We start from the raw sequence: 16,707 nt of genomic DNA, 5'->3' as shown, positions 1-16,707 counted from the left end.
TTTGTGGTACCAGTGCGGCTCAGAGGAGTGAGCAGCTGGCAGAGGGGGGAGGACTTGACCATCAGTTGCGAGTTGCGATTGTACGAACGGTTGGAGCGTACCGCTACTTATCGTGGCAAACTTTGATGGATGTATTGTTCCCGTCTGGAACCACAGTCGTGTTGATCACCGCGTGTCGACGTGATTGGCAGTCATGTTTGATGATCGGATTTGGTCGAGACGGCTGCTGCGAAGCCTCTGAGAGATTCGACCGGCCTGTAAAAGAATTTCAGCGCTGTCTCCGGACCCGATTGTGTGAAGAATCGGTTGGACACAGCGCTGAATTACTCTTCATGGAGTTTGCCAAGGGTGTTGAATGGCAATCTTTAATCACAGTGATGAATTACATCGTCATTCCAAGTGCATTGGCAACCTTGCGACTCTGAACCATCGCCAGTTCGAATGCTTCCGGTGTCAGAGATTGAGCCCCATCGCTCATCGCCTTTTTCGGGTCAGGATGAACCTCGACGATGAGACCATCCGCACCTGCCGCGACTGATGCAGCACACATTGATGGCACGAGGGAGGCAATCCCTGTTCCGTGGCTCGGGTCGACCACAATTGGCAAATGGGTTCGTTCTTTCAGGTAAGGAACCGATGCCAGTGGCAGTGTGAAGCGAGTGTGTGTTTCGAACGTGCGGATCCCACGTTCGCACAGGATGACACTCTGGTTGCCTTGATCGAGGATGTACTCGGCAGCCAGAAGGAACTCGTCCATCGTTGCGCTTGGTCCGCGTTTCAGCAGCACAGGTTTCCGAATCTCTCCAACGGCTTGCAGCAGGTGGTAGTTCTGCATGTTGCGAGCGCCAATCTGAAGAATGTCGGCATACTTGGCAACAAGCTCGACGTGGTGAGGTGTCATGACTTCGGTGACGACGGCCAGACCAGTCGCTTCACGGGCAAGAGCCAGTAACTTCAGCCCATCTTCCTTCATCCCCTGGAACGCGTAAGGGCTCGTTCGTGGCTTGAATGCTCCACCGCGAAGCCCACGTGCGCCCGCTGCTTTCACTTTGATGGCAGAATCCAGAATCTGGGCTTCGCTTTCAACGGAGCAGGGGCCAGCGATGACGCCGATGTTGCCGCCGCCCATGACGAGATCAAGGACTTTGATGACCGTTGGTTCTGGCTTTGCTTCTTTACTGGCGACCTTGTACGGCGCCAGAATTGGAACGACCTTTTCAACTTCATCGAATGAGGCAAGGACTTCTCGTTCTTCATCCCGCTTGTCCCCGACCGCAGCAATGACCGTTCTTTCGGTGCCGTAGATGATATGGGCTTTCAGTCCCATCTGTTCAACACTGGTTGCGATACGTTCGATCGCTTCCTGACTGACTCCCCGTTTCATAACAACAATCATCTCGGTATCCCCACAGGTGTAATTGAGTTCGTTAAATTGCGCCGCGGCGTTTCAGACTTTATGAAACAGGCCATGAAGCGAATTCACTGACTGACCGTTTGAACTGAAAAATTTGAGCCCAGATACGAAAAACGGCCTCGAAACCTAAGACAGGTTTCGAGGCCGGATCGGATCACATTAATTGAAATGGAGCCGCTACCGCGCCCGGAAACCCGGGGTGGTAAAGAAATACCCGTACCAATAACCAGCAGCGGCCTGCAGGTGCAGGTCGGCGAGTTGTCGGTATTGTGTTGCGGGGGATTTCATTGCGTATCCAAAAGTTCGATATGAAAATGCTAAACCGGTCACACTCAATCGTCAAGGGGATAATTGTGAGGAGTGATTTCTCCGGCGGAGAATTTCAGGATCGTGCAAGCGGGATATTGATTCGCACACGACAGAGCGTTGCGCATGTTGGACGGTAAAACAGGATCAAGGATTGTTGATGAATGTTCGCGGATTGTTTACAATCGCAAGTGCATGATTACAAGGCAGACAGGAGCCGTGAATTTGCAGGGCTTCTGATTTCGTCTGAATTCTTTTCCACTCTGTGCAAGGGTCTAGTTGGGTTATGGACAGAAGAATTGTTCGACCGCATTTACTGGATCTCGATTCTCCTGGGCGTCGGGATTATTGGGTGGCTTTGGAACACGACAGTATCTGGGGGGATCACTTAATTCCGCTCACAGTCTGGGTGGGACCTGAGGCATCAGAGGGGCAAGGGCTCGTCTCTTTCGGTTCAAATCACGGGAATGAATATGAAGGGCCAATGGCTCTGAAGCATCTTTGCCGGGAAATCGACCTGAAGGATGTTCGTGGACGAATTATCCTGATCCCGGTATTGAACCCATCTGCCTTTCGAGCAGGGACTCGCGAGAGCAGCCGACTGGATGACGGTGTCAACTTAAATCGGGCGTTCGTTGATGGTGCAGGCAAGACTCCAAGTCTGTCGGGCATCACTTATCGCATCGCCAATTTTGTTCGTGAGTACATCTGGCCGCGTGTCCATATTGTGTTGGACCTGCACTCTGGCGGGAACGTTGCACGGTTTTCTCACTGTGCCAATTATCACCATGTTGATGACCCGATTCTTGCAGAAAAGATTGAGCAAACCGCTCGCTGGTTTGGAACCCCGAGTTTGATGGTGTATCAGAACGTCACGCCGGGATTGCTTCCAAGTGAAGCCGAACGACTGGGAAAAATAACCGTCGGAACAGAACTTGGTTGGGGAAGTGCAGTTGACCCGATTGGCGTGCGATACGGACGGCAAGGTGTGCTCGCAGCGCTCATTAATAACGGTCTTCTCAATGGAACGATCGAGCCGATTGACTACCATGCGGCCGGAACGCAGAAGAAACTGGAGATGGTCGATCGGGACTGTTTTACGGTCGCTCCGTTCGATGGGCACTATGAACCAGTTCTGGAGTGCGGCACTGAAGTGAAGAAGGGAGACATCGTCGGGTATCTCCATGACTTCGATCACTTCGATATGCCGCCATGGGCAGCACGAGCAGGTGTCGATGGAGTTGTTCTGGCACAAGCATGGGTCGCCGGAATTCCACGCGGACAGCACTGCGTTGTTGTCGGAAAAGTCTTGCCGTAATCTGCGGGACAAGCGTCCTTTTCGTTCGATCGAAGACGGCGTGCATCGGAAGAGAAGAGGCATCAGAAGAAATCTTGATTCACTCCTGATGCCTCTGTTCAATTCGGATTGATGGTCTCACTTGCTTTGTGGAATCTCAGCAAGTGCTGAATCGAAGTTAGAAATTATCCTGTTCACAGGAATTCATATGAAAATTACTCAGGTGATCTGTCAGGTCCTCCGGATCAAGAATGTCGAAGCAAAAACAGCGAGCAGCCAGGACTCTGTGCTCGTTCGAGTCCGCACGGATAATGGGCTTGAAGGGATTGGCGAAGCCGACTCTTCACCAGAGATGGTCAAGGCCGTCATCGATGCTCCATTCAGCCATAATGTGGCAACGGGATTACGTGACCTGTTAATCGGAGAGAACCCTTTAGAGATCGATCGTCTCTGGCAGAAGATGTATCGCCGGACAATGTATTGCGGGCGTCGCTCCACCACGATCACGGCGATGTCAGCAATTGACATGGCACTATGGGATATCAAAGGGAAGCATTTTGGTGAGCCGATTCACCGCCTGCTGGGCGGGAAACGTCACGATCGAATTCCAGCCTATGCCTCCATTCTGTTCGGAAAGAACGGAGATGAAACCGCACGAATTGGAGAACGCTGGCGAGAGGCCGGCTACCGCGCGGTGAAGTTTGGTTGGGAACCGATGGGACAAAGCGAATCCGTCGACAGGGACCTTGTTCGCGGAGCAAGAAAAGGGCTCGGAGATGATGCGACATTGCTGATCGATGCCGGTTGCGTCTGGGATGCTCGCACGGCACTGGATCGGGCAAAAGCATTCGCCGAACAGAATATCGGCTGGTTGGAAGAGCCGTTGCACCCTGATGACTACGAGGGCTATCGCTGGCTTCGCGATCGTTCCCCTGTGCCGATCGCATCTGGTGAAGAAGAGTGTGGACGCCAATCGTTCCGCCCATTGATCGATGGACGCTGCCTCGACATCTATCAGGTTGACCTGTCTCGAAACGGGTTTACCGATGCCAGTTATATTCGTCAGCGCGTCGAAGAAATCGGCGCACGACTTTGCAATCACTGCTACACAAGTCCTGTGACAGTTGCTGCGAGTATTCACTGGCTCAGCACTTGCCGCGACGCGTTTATCTTTGAAGACTGCGTCGAAGATTCGCCACTGCGTCACGAACTGACACACGAGAAGATTCAAGCAGTTGACGGTTGGATTTCGCCACCGGACCGCCCAGGTCTGGGTGTGACGATCAACGAAGACTTCGTTAAGTCGACGCTGATTTCAGAATCCAGATAACGCTTATTCCTATCAATATGAAAAGAGGTTGGTTCCTTGTTTTTCCAAGTGAACCAACCTCTTTTTTATTTACAACGGAAATTCGGCTGATCAGTTCTGGTCAGTTGATTCTACAGGTGCGGTTGGAGTCGGCTTTGACCCGAGCTGTTCGGTCAATGTCTTCAGTTGCTTTTCGAGTTGGTTGAGCCGATCTTCAAGCTGTCGGACTTTGGCTCGCAATTCGATGTTCTCCTGCGAAATGACAGGGGAACTTCCAAGAACGACACCGGGGCCAACAATCTGGGAACCGGGTTGCAGGCCAAGTTCCTGCAGTTTCTTCATCGCTTCCTCGGAGATCTGGTCGCGAATCTGGAGGTCGTGGTTTGGGTTCTCGATGGGATCGATGGTCAGATTGATCAGTTTTCCGCTACGGAAAAAAGTCATCGTGACCGGTTCGCCTTTTAACTCATTGATTGTCGTGACAACATCATCAGGTTCGGTGACAGGCGAGTCGTTCACTGCGATCAGGATGTCTTTAGCTTGAACGCCGGCCTTCTCTGCTGGCTTTCCGTTGAAGACTTCCTTGATCAGCAACCCTGTTCCTTCCCCCAGCTCCATTCCCAGCCTCGCCCGCAATTCGGCAGGAAGCTCGGACAGGACGACACCAATCACAAATCGTGGGGGCTTTGCAGGAGCGTCGACGCTTGTGAAGTCATCGCCGGGTGACGGCTGAATGGACTGGAGATGCAACTTTTTGCCATCAGGTCCGATCAGGAAGAGTTCGTATCGAGGTTGCTCTGGAGGCGTTGGAGGAGTGTCTGCCTGAGAAGATGCAGACATCGCGAAGCACGATGCGAGTGCGGCGCATGTCAGTGATTTCCAATAATGCATGACAACTCCCTTCCCAATCCTAAACGCTTTCAGCGATCTGCGGAAAACGTGCCTCGCCATCTGGAGTCGAGGACCGCAATCATTGAACTTCAGACCTGAATTTCACAGGTTGAAAAATTGCTCCTGACCTGCAAGCGTACCTGCGGGCAGTGCTCAAAAACCTGTCGATGCAGAGTGATCACACCATCAGTATTCCACTGGTCGGACAATCACTTTTTCGGCTGGAACCATGACTTCTCGTCCATCTTTCAGGCGTGCGCGATACCAATATCGCTTTCGTTCGAGCTGATAGCCTTCTGACTCCAGCATTCTCTGAACATCTTCAGGAATATTCGTCAAGTTGCCTGCGTTTGGAACGGAATGCCACTGTTCCGGCGAATATACCGGGACAGTTAATGCCTGATCTCCACTGTGTCCTGCTCCGACTTTGACATTCATGACCGGGGATGGCATGTTTCCATCACTGGCCAGCCGCACAGGAGGAGAAAACTGCCCTGCTTTAGGAGAGGCTATGGAGTTCTCCGGCGGGTGAACGACTGAAGCAACTGACGATGGTGAAAAGCCGGCTTCTGAATTTAGTGGAGACTTTGAGGCGTCAAATCTGGTCTCGGCCAGTTGCGAACCTGCATCGCTGCTATCTCGCAACCAAAAATGACCGCCCACTCCCATCAGTGCTCCGACCAGCAGCGACGCCGCAACCGAGACCCAAGGTTGGAGCTGACGCTTCATGACGGGGGGAAGCGGGCGAGGGGGAAGCTCCTCAGGAGGATTTGCAGCCAAAGGGGTTTCGAATGCCTTGGCGAAAACCTGATTCTCAACAAATGTCAGAGCCAGTGTCCGCCAATGGTCAATCGATTCAGCATGATGGAGGTTCGCCAGCAAAGCAGCGCGTTCGGCGTCTGAGAGCTCGCCGTCCGCACATTTTTGCAGTGTCAGTTCGTCTGGTGAAATCTTCATATCAAGCGGATCCAACAACTTCGATATTCGCCTGGTGCAGCAATTGCCGCAAACGCTTTTTCGCTTTGATCAGCCGGTGTTCAATGGTGTGGACGGTCACTCCGAGTCGATCGGCCAGTTGCTGGTACGTCCAGTTTTCGCCGTACTTGAGCATCAGGATTTCGCGATCGGTTTCTCCGAGGTTTTTCAGGCATTTTTGCACTGCCTGTTGATGTTCACGTCCCATCAGCCATTGCAATGGATCAGGCTGATTCGGTCCTGGCGCCATTTCAACGGCTTCGTCGCCACCGGTGATATAGCGCCTGTATCGACCCATTTTGCGTCGATACAGATAAGACTGTTTCACTGCGACACGGTACAACCAGGCCCCAAGTCGATTAATGTCCGAAGGACGCAACTCCGGGCGGCTGATTGCCAGTCCAATTTCCTGCATGAGATCGTCGACAACGTCCGCATCTCCCACCCGATTGAATAGCACTTTTCTGAGCCACGGCTCGTGCTGCTTCAAGAGCGCAAACCAGTCATCATTGGGGACGGCTTGGGGCATGCTTCCAGTTGTGGTGACAATCATTGCCATACGCTCAGAATCGTTGCCGGGAAGCGGCGATTCCGGGATGGTTTTTTGGAAAATTGTGGAATTAGCGGAACTGAATCAGTACTGATAATCTAACTGCAAGTCTCGCACTGGAAACGACTTTTGCGTGAATTTCAATAAGAAGTCGAGAAGTTTCGGAGTGCATGGTCGGGTAAAGCGACCAGAGCTGGGGCGCTGGCGGCGGAATGGGCAGGCCTCGCGCCAAATTGTAAGATTCAGTCGAGGAGCATCTCAATCATGAATGTTGATCGTCGGCAAAATCGCTTAGGCATGACCGCCGCTGTGTTCGCGTCGGTATTTTACCTTTTGTGAGATGACCATGCGAGAACTCTCGATTGCCTTACTCTGCTTTGGTGGGTTACTGCACCTCGGGCTCTTGATTCCAACGTTTTCAGGTGAGTTGAGTTGGTTCTTGCTCGCTTTTCTTTGCTGGATCCTGTTCCCCTATGTCCTTGCAGGATATGCAGCGGGGAAGACCCGACCGAAACTGATCTTTCAGGCGGTATCATTGGTCATCTGCTTACTCGTTGCTTTTATCGGGACCGCGTTGACATATAAGATCTTGTATCTCGACAGGCCTGATGCTCAGTCTGCCATCGGGTTATTATTGATGCCGTTCTATCAACTGCTTGTTTTGGCACCACTGATTGAAATCGGCATGATCTTCAAGGTTTTCTATCCGGAATGAGAGCCAGAACCGCGCTCTAGGCGGCATTTCCATTCGATGTCGCTTCTTTTTGTGGTCCGATGTCTCCATCGCAACGATCTGGCCTCTGGCCCTACACGACGCCACTGATTTGCCGGATTGAATCAGTGCATGCTGCGTCTGAACGAGCAGCGGACTGACTGGGTGGCAATTTTTGCCGGTCTTGTTGCTGTGCATACGACATTTCGACGCAATAACCCGGGAAGGATAGGGCGAGTTTGTCGATGGTGACACCGGTGGGTAGCACGAGAATTTGCGAATGTATGCTTTCGCCATAATACCTTGTTGCGATGTAAACCGATGAGAGGAAGGCCAATCTCATTGGCATCGGGAATGTACGGGCGTCTGAGTTGAGCACCTGACAGTGTGTGGGCGGGTTTTGTCACGCGTGTCAGCCGAAGTATCGCGTTCGTTGCACTATGAAGTGAGCGAGGGCGATTTGATCAACATAAAGGCAGCGTCAGTGGAGTGGCAATGGATGCCGCTCATTGATGAAGAGCTTCGATCAAGAAAGCAAAACAGCAAATAAAAAGAACAGAGCGTGGGCCCGGGGCGAGTGAATCGCTGATCTCTCAATGCGACCGGACCGCTTTCCTGGATTTCTTAATTTGACGTTTCGCAAAGTCTGGTCGAATCGAGCTTTCGAATTTCGTTTGAACTTCATGGATGGAGTGCATGTCGATGTTTTGGACATTGAAGAAAACGTTGATGAAGCGGTTGGTTCTGACCGGAGCGTTTCTCTCAGGATTCGTGGTGCACTCCGTTTCATTTGCTCAGATCGTCGACACCGTCTTCGATGGCTCAAACGATGGTGCTCGACCTGAGTCGATCATTCGCGTGGAGTATTGGAATCCATCGGACGGAAATTTTTCCGATCCATTCTGGGTCGCGCATAGCTCTGATCAGGCGTGGACCGCAGACGAGATGGGTGCTGTACAGCGCGGCATGCAGTACTGGTGGGATGTTCTCGGTGAAGGACATGAACCGGGACGCGTGATCACAGTAAGAGCAGTCCGCAACACATTCACTGCGGGAGGCGGCTTGAATGCCTATGCTGCGCCTGCGATTGTCACGGGCTCTGACCCATTGTTGACCCACTTACAGAATGTATGGGCCGGAGGTCAGGTTGCGCTTCCAGGTCAAAGTACTGACGGCGGATACGTGGATACGTTACTGGCCTTCGAGATGCCAACATTCTCAACTGAGATGAATGGCGTTTACTCACGTCCAGGTGCGGCACTTGAAGCCATCATGATTCATGAACTGGCGCACTCACTGGGGTATATCGGGCCGGGGACCAACGGATCGGGTCAGATCGTGTGGGGCGCACTTGGCAGTGGTGTATTGTCTCTTTATGAAGAGCAGATCGTCGATGCGAATGGTGATTCAGTTGTGGCTGGCGACACCGCATCAGTAGGCACCCCGTTCTTCTTCGCAGGGACGAACGCAGTCAGTGTTTATGGCGGAAATGTCCCGTTGAACACACGGTCATCGCAGACATCCCATCTTGGAGTTCCAACCTTCCTCATGACTCATGAGGCGTATCGTAACTATACGTTCATGACGGAAGTGGAACTGGCGGTTCTGAAGGATCTTGGATTCAGCAATATCGATCTGAAAAAGCACTTCGGGCAGTCCTACTATCAGAACGGTGTCACTGGAACAAACACAAACGGTTTTAATTCGGACAAGACCTTCGGTGTCGGCCTTCATATGAAGGCAAACAGCCTGAACATCACGCAAGCCGAAGACCTGATTGCGTCCGGCGTTGCAGGGACTGGTGTCCGTATCGATGGTAATGGAAACACTGTCACTATCGGGCAAGGGGTGAACGTTCAAGCAGATGGAGACTTTGGCGTTGGTATGCTGGTCAGCAACGGCAGCAGAAACGTCATCGTCCATCGCGGTGCAATCACTGCTGATTCAACAACAGCGGACGCTGTCGGAACCGGGATGTTGTTCAGCTTTGGAACAAACGTTCTGGGGGACGTGGGGGCGCCGGATCTTCGGTCTGATACGCCTGCCAACGCATCGTTGTATCCTGGGCATGTTCCTGGTTACCTGGTTGATCGCGTCGACATCAGCGGGTCTATCTCTGCAGGTGGCGGTTCCGGAAACGTGATCCATATTGATAACACGGCCGCTGTTCGTGAGATCAACATCCTCAATGGCGCGAATCTGAGCGGGAACATCTACACCGATTCCGTCATCAATTCTGGTATGGGACTGAACCGTCCTACGATGCAGTTCGGAAACGCTCAGGTGAATGGAGTGAAGCAGGGCGGCGCTGATGCCAACTTCACATTCACCTATGATGGAAATATCACCTCGTTCGCTGACCCATCTGACAAATTCGCTAAGTCGATGAACGCGGAGTTTGTTGGTGGCTCTGCCTCTGCAACCGGGGCACAGTTGAACGGCGATGTGATTTTCAATAATGCCAATATCGCTCAAACAGGGAAATTGACTGTTGGCGGAGATTTTGTTGGAAAGAACATTACGAACAACGGTTCTACGAATGTTCTGTTAGGGGCGCGGCTTGAAGCGGATCAGCTTCTGCAGAATAACGGATCACTGAGCGCGAGCGTTGGAGACATTGTCAGCCAGAAAGATCTCGTCAACGCAGGGACCATGACTCTGTTCGGTACGAGTGTGACGGTTGCAGAGGACTTCAACAATACTGGTACTTTCAATCAGACTGCCGGAACGCTCGACACACTCAACTTCGACAATTCAGGAACGGCAGATCTCAGCTTTGTAACCTCGAATGTTGCAGGCACTCTGGCGAACAGCGGGACTCTTTCACTTTCGGCCCTCACAGAGATGACAGTAGCGGGAGAGGGGACGAACTCCAACGTCCTGAATGTCGCAGCGAGTCAGATCTCGTTTCTCGATGGATTTACGAATACCTCAGCCGGGCGAGTAAATCTGTCTGCGGTCGGGAACTTAGATGTCACGGGCGATCTGCAAAATTTCGGAAAGATTTACTCCGAAACTCTTGGTTCAGTAACTGTCACTGACGGCGATTTTGTGATCGGGAATCGCGGCGAGTATGTTGGTAACGCGTCTGCAGTCACCATCGACAATGGTGATCTCATTGTGAACAATCTGTTCTCACTGAACGGAGGCGCACTCAATGTCGATGGCGACATTAGAAACACTCGAAATATTAATCTGACCAACGCCGCTGGATTCGTTGATGGTGATCTGAATAATGATCCGACTGGCGTATTTAAGGTGACAGGTACTGCCTTTGTCGTGCAGGACGACATAAATAATAAAGGATTAATTCAGAGTGCAACCGGCATATTTGTCGTTGTTGATGGCGATTTCAATGTCCTGACCGGTGGTCGCTATAGTGGTGTCGATGATGCTGTTATCGTGGGGACTGGCGGGATCAACATCTCGGGAGTGTTCGCCAGTCGAGATGGAAACATTCTTTCCACCAGTGATGTGATTGTGAATAGCGGCGGTCGACTTCAGGGGACTGCGACGATCGCGGCACCTGCTGTTGAGGTGAAAAAAGGCGGAACGATTGCGGCCGGAAACAGCATTGGGACCATGAATATTGTGGGCGATCTCTTCCTGGATGGGAATAACGAGGTCGAAATTACCTCGTCAACCATCGGTCAGGATGCCGACCTCATCAATGTTCAGGCTGGAACAGCGTTTATCAATAGCGGCGTGACATTTGCAAATCGTGGGACGTTCAACTTCGTTAAGGAGAACTCCGACGCTTCAGAGAACTTCGAGATCGCCCGTCGCTATACAGTGCTGCAGACAGAGAATGATGGCGATCTGCAAGTCAACTATCGCCCTGTCGCTCAGGATAACCTCACTGACCTCCGCATGATCCTGCGATCAGATAAGGATCTTGATGCCCTCTATACAGCTGATGCTCGGGATTATTATGCCTACGTTGGTCGCGATGTCGACTACACGACGATGGCCAATAATACGAATCAACTGGTGATTGCAAACCTGTTGGAAAGCTATCGCTCACTGGACAATGGAACTGTTGAAGGCAATCAGGCTCAATGGGTTCGCGATACGTTCGACTTGATTGTTGATGAAGCTGACGTGACTCGCGCCTATGATCAGTTAGTAGGTGCGTCCTATACCACTATTCTGCCCACGATTGCTCAACAGATTCACATCAATACGCAGCGAATGGCTGCTGCGATGCGAAACGACAACGATCTGACTCTGGATGGAAGCCCTGTCGCAAGAGCGAATGGCCTTTATGGAATCTTGACTGGATTCGGAACTGGCGGAAATGTTAAAGACGGTCGTCATGCGACCGGCTATGACTACTCATCCGGCGGTACGCAACTTCAGATCGGCTACAGCCAGGAAGGTGTGTTGCTCGGCGGGTATTACAACTACACCAGTGCCACCGTTGAATCGATTAATGATGTCGGAGTCGATATGCACGACTTCGGAGGCTTCTTCCTGAAAGAAGCAGGAATCGGGCACTTCCTGTTCTCAGCCGGTGGTGGTGTGGCGGATCTGGATTCACGACGTGTGATCAGCATCGGGAACACAAACGTTCAGAATCCGATTTATGCGGTACACGGCTCCGACAATACGACAAATGTGTACAACACAATTGCGGAGTATGGTGTGAACGTCGCCATGGGACCTGTCACACTGCGACCGTTCGGGGGGCTGTCTTACGTCTATGTCGATCGTGTCCAGTTCAACGAAGGGAACGACTACCTGGCTGTGAATGGTGAGATGCGACGCTTTGAGAGCTTCCGATCTCACCTCGGAACAGACCTGAACTTCAGCTTCCCTCGCTCCCCGGCCACAACAATGAATCTGCGTGCCTCATGGATGCATGAGTACCAGAATGATCGGGCTGGGACTGTCGATGCCACAATCGTCGGCCTGACAACACAGTCGTTCACAAGCCACGGTGTTGACCTGGGAACAGACTTCGCTCTCTTCGGCGTGACATTGTCTCACTACTTTGTTCCAGGACATGTCCGCATCTTTGGCGGCTATGATCTGATCGCCAATAACCGTTCAGACTTCCACACAGGAACAGGTGGGATTGAGTTGCTCTGGTAGTGAGATGAGTGCTGGAGTCCCTGTCGATCTCCAGTCGGATGATCACAATTGAAATAGTCAGGCCCCCGGATTGAGTGAAGACTCAGTCCGGGGGCCTTGTTCATTTGATAACTGGCAGTAGCGGAACAGTACGGTTGACTGCGTTACTTGGATTCAGGTGATTTTCGCTCGATCCAGATGGATGAAGAGGAATGGTGCATGACTCGAGTTGAGACACTTCCGAGGAGTGCACGTTGCCATCCAGACATCCCGGTGCTTCCGATGACGATCAAGTCTGGCTTCCATGCGTCCGCTTCTTCGAGAATCCGGTTCGAAGTCTCGGCGCTTTGCTTGAGGACTGTATCGACTGTGCCTGCCGTGTTTTTGAAGAGTCCAGCGGCCTTGTCCAGACGTTCTTGCGTGACCTTCAGCAGGTTGGTGAGGGCTGGGCCTTCCTGCAGTGTGTGCTCGATGTGGTAGGCGTGGAATGTGTTGACGACGGTCATGATGCGAACCGCAGTGCTTGCTGGCAGCGGTAATTTGGCAAACCGCTTGATCGCCATTGTTGATTCCACACTCCCATCGTCAGCAATCAGAATGCTGAATTTGTTCTCATCGAGTTTGCCCATTTGAGGACGGATGATCAGAACAGAGCAAAGGGCTTGCTTCGCGATTGAGTCCGAAACACTTCCGAGAAGGAATCGGTCAATTGCTCCCAGACCACGGGCACCGATCGCAATCAGATCAACTGAATTTTCATTAGCTGCCTGTACGATGGCTCGACCGGGAACGCTATCCTGCAAGAGATGCGTCGTTGTCGAGTTCGCCCAACTTTCGCAGGCTTTCACTGAACCATCGAGAATCCGCTGACCTTCCTGTTTGGTCTTTTCAAGGAGCTGATTCAAGTCCACTGGGATGCCAGCTGCCAAATAAAAGTAATCTGGCAATGGACAAACATGGACGAGGTTAACATCAGGCTTTTGAGCGAACGGAAAGCGACTCAAAAAAGTCAGTGCTTCCTCTGAATATTTCGACCCGTCAACGGCAAGCAGGATCTTCACGATAGCCCTCACTCTCTTTATCGAAGCAATGTCGGTTTGAATTAAGATCGAAGTTCAGACGACGATGTCACCGGTTCGGCCGATCAGAGTATGACTCAACAACTGATATTCTAATGACACGTGGTAAGGAATTCATTTGGCCAAAGAAAGAATTGTTATTGCGCGTCAACTGTATTCCTCTCCTGGCCTGATTGGATCAGCTTCCACACTTCAACTGCGATGAGCGGAATGGTTGAAACTGTCAGGCACAGGATCAGTTCGGAGATCGACAGTGGCACCAGATGAAAGATCTTCTGAAGTGGTGGCACATATAACAGGCTGATCTGCATGAGGACTCCCACGGTAACTGCAGCTGTTAGACGCCAATTTGAAAGCATGCCAGTTTGGAACAGCGGTGTCGAGAATGAACGCAGTCCACAGACATAAAACAGTTGCGTGACACTTAAGACGAAGAAGACCGTCGTTCGGGCTTTGTCCTCGTTGGCTTCTGGCGTACTCCCCAGCTCGAATTGGAACAGGCAAAGACAGGTGACTGCCATCAACAACCCGGCGGATAAAATCCCCCAGAGTATCCCGGGAGTCAGCAACTTTTCGCTTCTGTGCCTTGGAGTCCGTCGCATCAGATTTCGCTCTGGCGGCTCAAATCCCAACGCGAGAGCAGGGAACCCGTCTGTGACGAGGTTGATCCACAGCAGATGAATTGTCAAAAGTGGAAGTGGTAACCCCAGCAGAATTGCAAACAGAAGTAAGACGACTTCGCTCAGGTTCGCAGAGAGCAGGTAGACGACCGCCTTCACGATGTTGTCGTAGACGACTCGTCCTTCTTCGACTGCAGACACAATTGTTGCAAAATTGTCGTCAGCAAGAACAATGTTTGCTGCTTGCTTGGAAACATCAGTTCCGGTGATTCCCATGGCGACACCGACATCGGCCTGTTTCAAAGCCGGAGCATCATTAACGCCATCGCCTGTCATCGCAACAAGGTTGTTCTGTGCCTGGAGAGCACGGACGATTTGAATCTTATGCTTCGGAGTGACGCGTGCGAAAATTCCGACCTTGTTGATACGCGAGTCGAGTTCCTCTGCGGTCATGGTTTCCAGTTGTGCGCCGGTAATGACCTCCGCATCTTCATCAAGAAAATTCAGTTCCTTCGCAATGGCTGTTGCGGTGCCGGGATGATCACCGGTCACCATGATTGTGCGAATTCCTGCCGATTTACAGACCTCGACTGCACCACGAACCTCCGGTCGCACTGGATCAATCATTCCAATGATTCCCATCAGATTGAGTGTGTCCGGCTGGAGATGCGAATCAGTGAATGCCCCATCATGACGGATGTTCGCCACGGCCAGAACGCGACGACCCTGTTCCGTCAGGTCCTGAATCTTGCTAAACCATTCTTCTCGTTCTTGTTCATCTGGAAAACGGCAGAGTGCCAGCAGTTGGTCTGGAGCGCCTTTAACAAAGATTCGCTGTTGAGACTGGCCATCAAGATGAATGGTTGCCATTCGCTTCGTCGCAGATGAAAACGGGATCTCTCCGACTCGACGGTTCGCTGCGTGGAGTCTGGCAATATCAACTCCGCGTTCAACTGCGGCCTTAATCAGTGCAGCTTCTGTCCCGCTCCCGGAGATCTGGCCATCGGCGAGGATCTGTGAGTTGTTGCACAACGCCGAGGCTTCCACCAAAGCCAGCTGCGCTGCTTCACTCTCCTCCCGAGTCACCAGATCAGAAACGACCATCTTGTTTTGTGTGAGCGTGCCGGTTTTGTCACTGCAGATCACATTCACGGATCCCAGTGCTTCAACGGCGGAAAGCTGGCGAATCATTGCCTTTCGTGTGGCCATTCGCTGAGCACCCAACGCCAGTGTGATCGTGATAATGGCCGGGAGCCCTTCTGGAATTGCCGCGACAGCCAGACTGACTGAAATGAGCAGCATCCGACTGATCGTTTTACTGGACCAGGGATCATCAGTTTCCTGAATAAGACCTGCCACGAAGATCACGGCACAGGAAAAAATCACTGCCAGAACGATCCAGTGATTCAGCGACTTGAGTCGCTGTTGAAGCGGCGTGACCCCAGCTTCTGATTCTGCGAGTAGAGTGGCGATATGGCCGATCTGCGTTTCCATTCCAGTCGCGACGACAATGGCCGTTCCGCGTCCATGCACAATTGATGTGCCTGAATGGATGATGCATGTTCGATCTGCGAGCTGAGTCTCTTCAGTTTTTTGTTCTGGAGACTTTTCAACCGGCAGAGATTCTCCTGTCAGAGGAGATTCGTCGGCTTCAAGACTGGCAGCGCTGATGACTCGAGCATCGGCAGGAGTCAAGTCGCCTGTGTGAACTTCAATCACATCGCCAGGGACAAGCTCTTCTGCAGGGATCTCGACCAGGTGACCATCTCGACGGACCCGAGCGATTGGCCGGGAAAGGTTCTTCAATGCCGCGACAGCGTTGTCAGCTTTCCATTCTTGCCACGATCCGACAATCGCATCCACAATAATGATGATGCTGATCAGAATGGTATCGATCCATTCGCCATTCAAACCGCTCACGAATGCGGCCAGCATCAGTAACCCGACCATCAGGTCTGCGAACTGAGAGAAGAAAACCTGCAGTAAGGTTCGTTCACCTTTTGAGGTGAGTCGGTTGGGGCCAAATTGATTCTGCCGAGTTGCGACTTCTTGTGTTGTCAGTCCTGATTTGAGATCTGTGTTCAGGTTGTTAGTCAATTGCTCAATTGACTGAGACCAGGGATCTGACGTTTTGATAGGCATCGAATCAATGCTCTCCTGAGCGGATACGAGGTTCTTGCGAAGTCCCCCTTATTATGCTGATGACTGGCGTTCAGAGAAAGGAAATTCGCGATTCATGAATTAAGTGCCATTCTCGCTGTAAAAAATGCGTGACACAAGAGGTGGAAAGCTCCCTGAATGCGAAGCGAGTTTCAAATTCGACTGCCCCGTGTGCGAGCCTGAATAAATCACTTCAGGTCATGGATTTCGACACGTCGAGAGTCTTTGGTGGTTCGATGAGTTGCGGAAATCGCGATCGGAGTTCGATGGGCAGGTGCTTACCAGTTGAACAGCCGTATCTGGTGATAATCAGAGATTTCC

General features: G+C 51.9%; 10 protein-coding genes. 4 read left to right on the top strand and 6 right to left on the bottom strand.

Going from position 1 to position 16,707, the window contains the following annotated elements:
- Nucleotides 1-382 precede the first annotated feature (382 nt).
- The gene (gene aroF, locus SH527x_RS05200) at nucleotides 383-1,396 is read right to left on the bottom strand and encodes a 3-deoxy-7-phosphoheptulonate synthase (protein WP_437193591.1); all 1,014 of its coding nucleotides are present in this window, start codon (nucleotides 1,394-1,396) and stop codon (nucleotides 383-385) included.
- A 676-nt stretch (nucleotides 1,397-2,072) separates the two neighbouring features.
- Between aroF and SH527x_RS05195 the strand changes: the two genes are divergently transcribed.
- Both SH527x_RS05195 and SH527x_RS05190 read left to right on the top strand, forming a co-directional pair.
- Nucleotides 2,073-3,038, top strand: coding sequence for a succinylglutamate desuccinylase (locus SH527x_RS05195; protein ID WP_437193590.1), 966 nt, complete (start codon nucleotides 2,073-2,075; stop codon nucleotides 3,036-3,038).
- Nucleotides 3,039-3,225: 187 nt separating this feature from the next.
- Complete coding sequence (locus SH527x_RS05190; RefSeq protein WP_437193588.1) at nucleotides 3,226-4,347, top strand: mandelate racemase/muconate lactonizing enzyme family protein; 1,122 nt, start codon at nucleotides 3,226-3,228, stop codon at nucleotides 4,345-4,347.
- Between the two features lie 90 nt (nucleotides 4,348-4,437).
- On the opposite strand, the gene SH527x_RS05185 is transcribed toward SH527x_RS05190, so the two are convergent.
- The 3 genes from SH527x_RS05185 to SH527x_RS05175 all read right to left on the bottom strand — a co-directional run bounded on the left by SH527x_RS05185 (nucleotide 4,438) and on the right by SH527x_RS05175 (nucleotide 6,751).
- Nucleotides 4,438-5,217 (bottom strand): PDZ domain-containing protein, encoded by a 780-nt coding sequence (locus SH527x_RS05185; RefSeq protein WP_437193587.1) that lies wholly within the window; start codon nucleotides 5,215-5,217, stop codon nucleotides 4,438-4,440.
- A gap of 186 nt (nucleotides 5,218-5,403) precedes the next feature.
- Nucleotides 5,404-6,174: a hypothetical protein gene (locus SH527x_RS05180; RefSeq protein ID WP_437193586.1), complete on the bottom strand. Its 771-nt coding sequence runs from the start codon at nucleotides 6,172-6,174 to the stop codon at nucleotides 5,404-5,406.
- A gap of 1 nt (nucleotide 6,175) precedes the next feature.
- On the bottom strand, nucleotides 6,176-6,751 hold the full coding sequence (locus SH527x_RS05175; RefSeq protein ID WP_437193585.1) for an RNA polymerase sigma factor: 576 nt from the start codon (nucleotides 6,749-6,751) through the stop codon (nucleotides 6,176-6,178).
- Nucleotides 6,752-7,088: 337 nt separating this feature from the next.
- Between SH527x_RS05175 and SH527x_RS05170 the strand changes: the two genes are divergently transcribed.
- Together SH527x_RS05170 and SH527x_RS05165 are read left to right on the top strand one after the other, a co-directional pair.
- A complete protein-coding gene (locus tag SH527x_RS05170) occupies nucleotides 7,089-7,457 on the top strand; it encodes a hypothetical protein (protein ID WP_437193584.1) in 369 nt (122 codons plus the stop codon).
- Between the two features lie 693 nt (nucleotides 7,458-8,150).
- Entirely contained in the window at nucleotides 8,151-12,548 is a 4,398-nt protein-coding gene (locus tag SH527x_RS05165) for an autotransporter domain-containing protein (protein WP_437193582.1), read from the top strand.
- Nucleotides 12,549-12,691: 143 nt separating this feature from the next.
- Here the strand turns inward: SH527x_RS05165 and SH527x_RS05160 are convergent, their stop codons facing one another.
- Together SH527x_RS05160 and SH527x_RS05155 are read right to left on the bottom strand one after the other, a co-directional pair.
- Nucleotides 12,692-13,588: a universal stress protein gene (locus SH527x_RS05160; RefSeq protein WP_437193581.1), complete on the bottom strand. Its 897-nt coding sequence runs from the start codon at nucleotides 13,586-13,588 to the stop codon at nucleotides 12,692-12,694.
- A 155-nt stretch (nucleotides 13,589-13,743) separates the two neighbouring features.
- On the bottom strand, nucleotides 13,744-16,368 hold the full coding sequence (locus SH527x_RS05155; protein WP_437193580.1) for a cation-translocating P-type ATPase: 2,625 nt from the start codon (nucleotides 16,366-16,368) through the stop codon (nucleotides 13,744-13,746).
- Nucleotides 16,369-16,707 lie beyond the last annotated feature (339 nt).

The sequence above is a fragment of the Planctomicrobium limosum genome (genome assembly GCF_051465645.1).
GTDB lineage: Bacteria > Planctomycetota > Planctomycetia > Planctomycetales > Planctomycetaceae > Planctomicrobium.
Note: the sequence above shows the minus strand (reverse complement) of the source record. Positions and strands in the feature narration are given on the sequence as shown.

Bases quoted from the DNA above. Each gene is read 5' to 3' on its own strand.
- aroF (WP_437193591.1), bottom strand. From the start codon at position 1,396: ATGATTGTTGTTATGAAACGGGGAGTCAGTCAGGAAGCGATCGAACGT.
- SH527x_RS05190 (WP_437193588.1), top strand. From the start codon at position 3,226: ATGAAAATTACTCAGGTGATCTGTCAGGTCCTCCGGATCAAGAATGTC.
- SH527x_RS05185 (WP_437193587.1), bottom strand. From the start codon at position 5,217: ATGCATTATTGGAAATCACTGACATGCGCCGCACTCGCATCGTGCTTC.
- SH527x_RS05180 (WP_437193586.1), bottom strand. From the start codon at position 6,174: ATGAAGATTTCACCAGACGAACTGACACTGCAAAAATGTGCGGACGGC.
- SH527x_RS05175 (WP_437193585.1), bottom strand. From the start codon at position 6,751: ATGGCAATGATTGTCACCACAACTGGAAGCATGCCCCAAGCCGTCCCC.
- SH527x_RS05170 (WP_437193584.1), top strand. From the start codon at position 7,089: ATGCGAGAACTCTCGATTGCCTTACTCTGCTTTGGTGGGTTACTGCAC.
- SH527x_RS05165 (WP_437193582.1), top strand. From the start codon at position 8,151: ATGTCGATGTTTTGGACATTGAAGAAAACGTTGATGAAGCGGTTGGTT.
- SH527x_RS05155 (WP_437193580.1), bottom strand. From the start codon at position 16,368: ATGCCTATCAAAACGTCAGATCCCTGGTCTCAGTCAATTGAGCAATTG.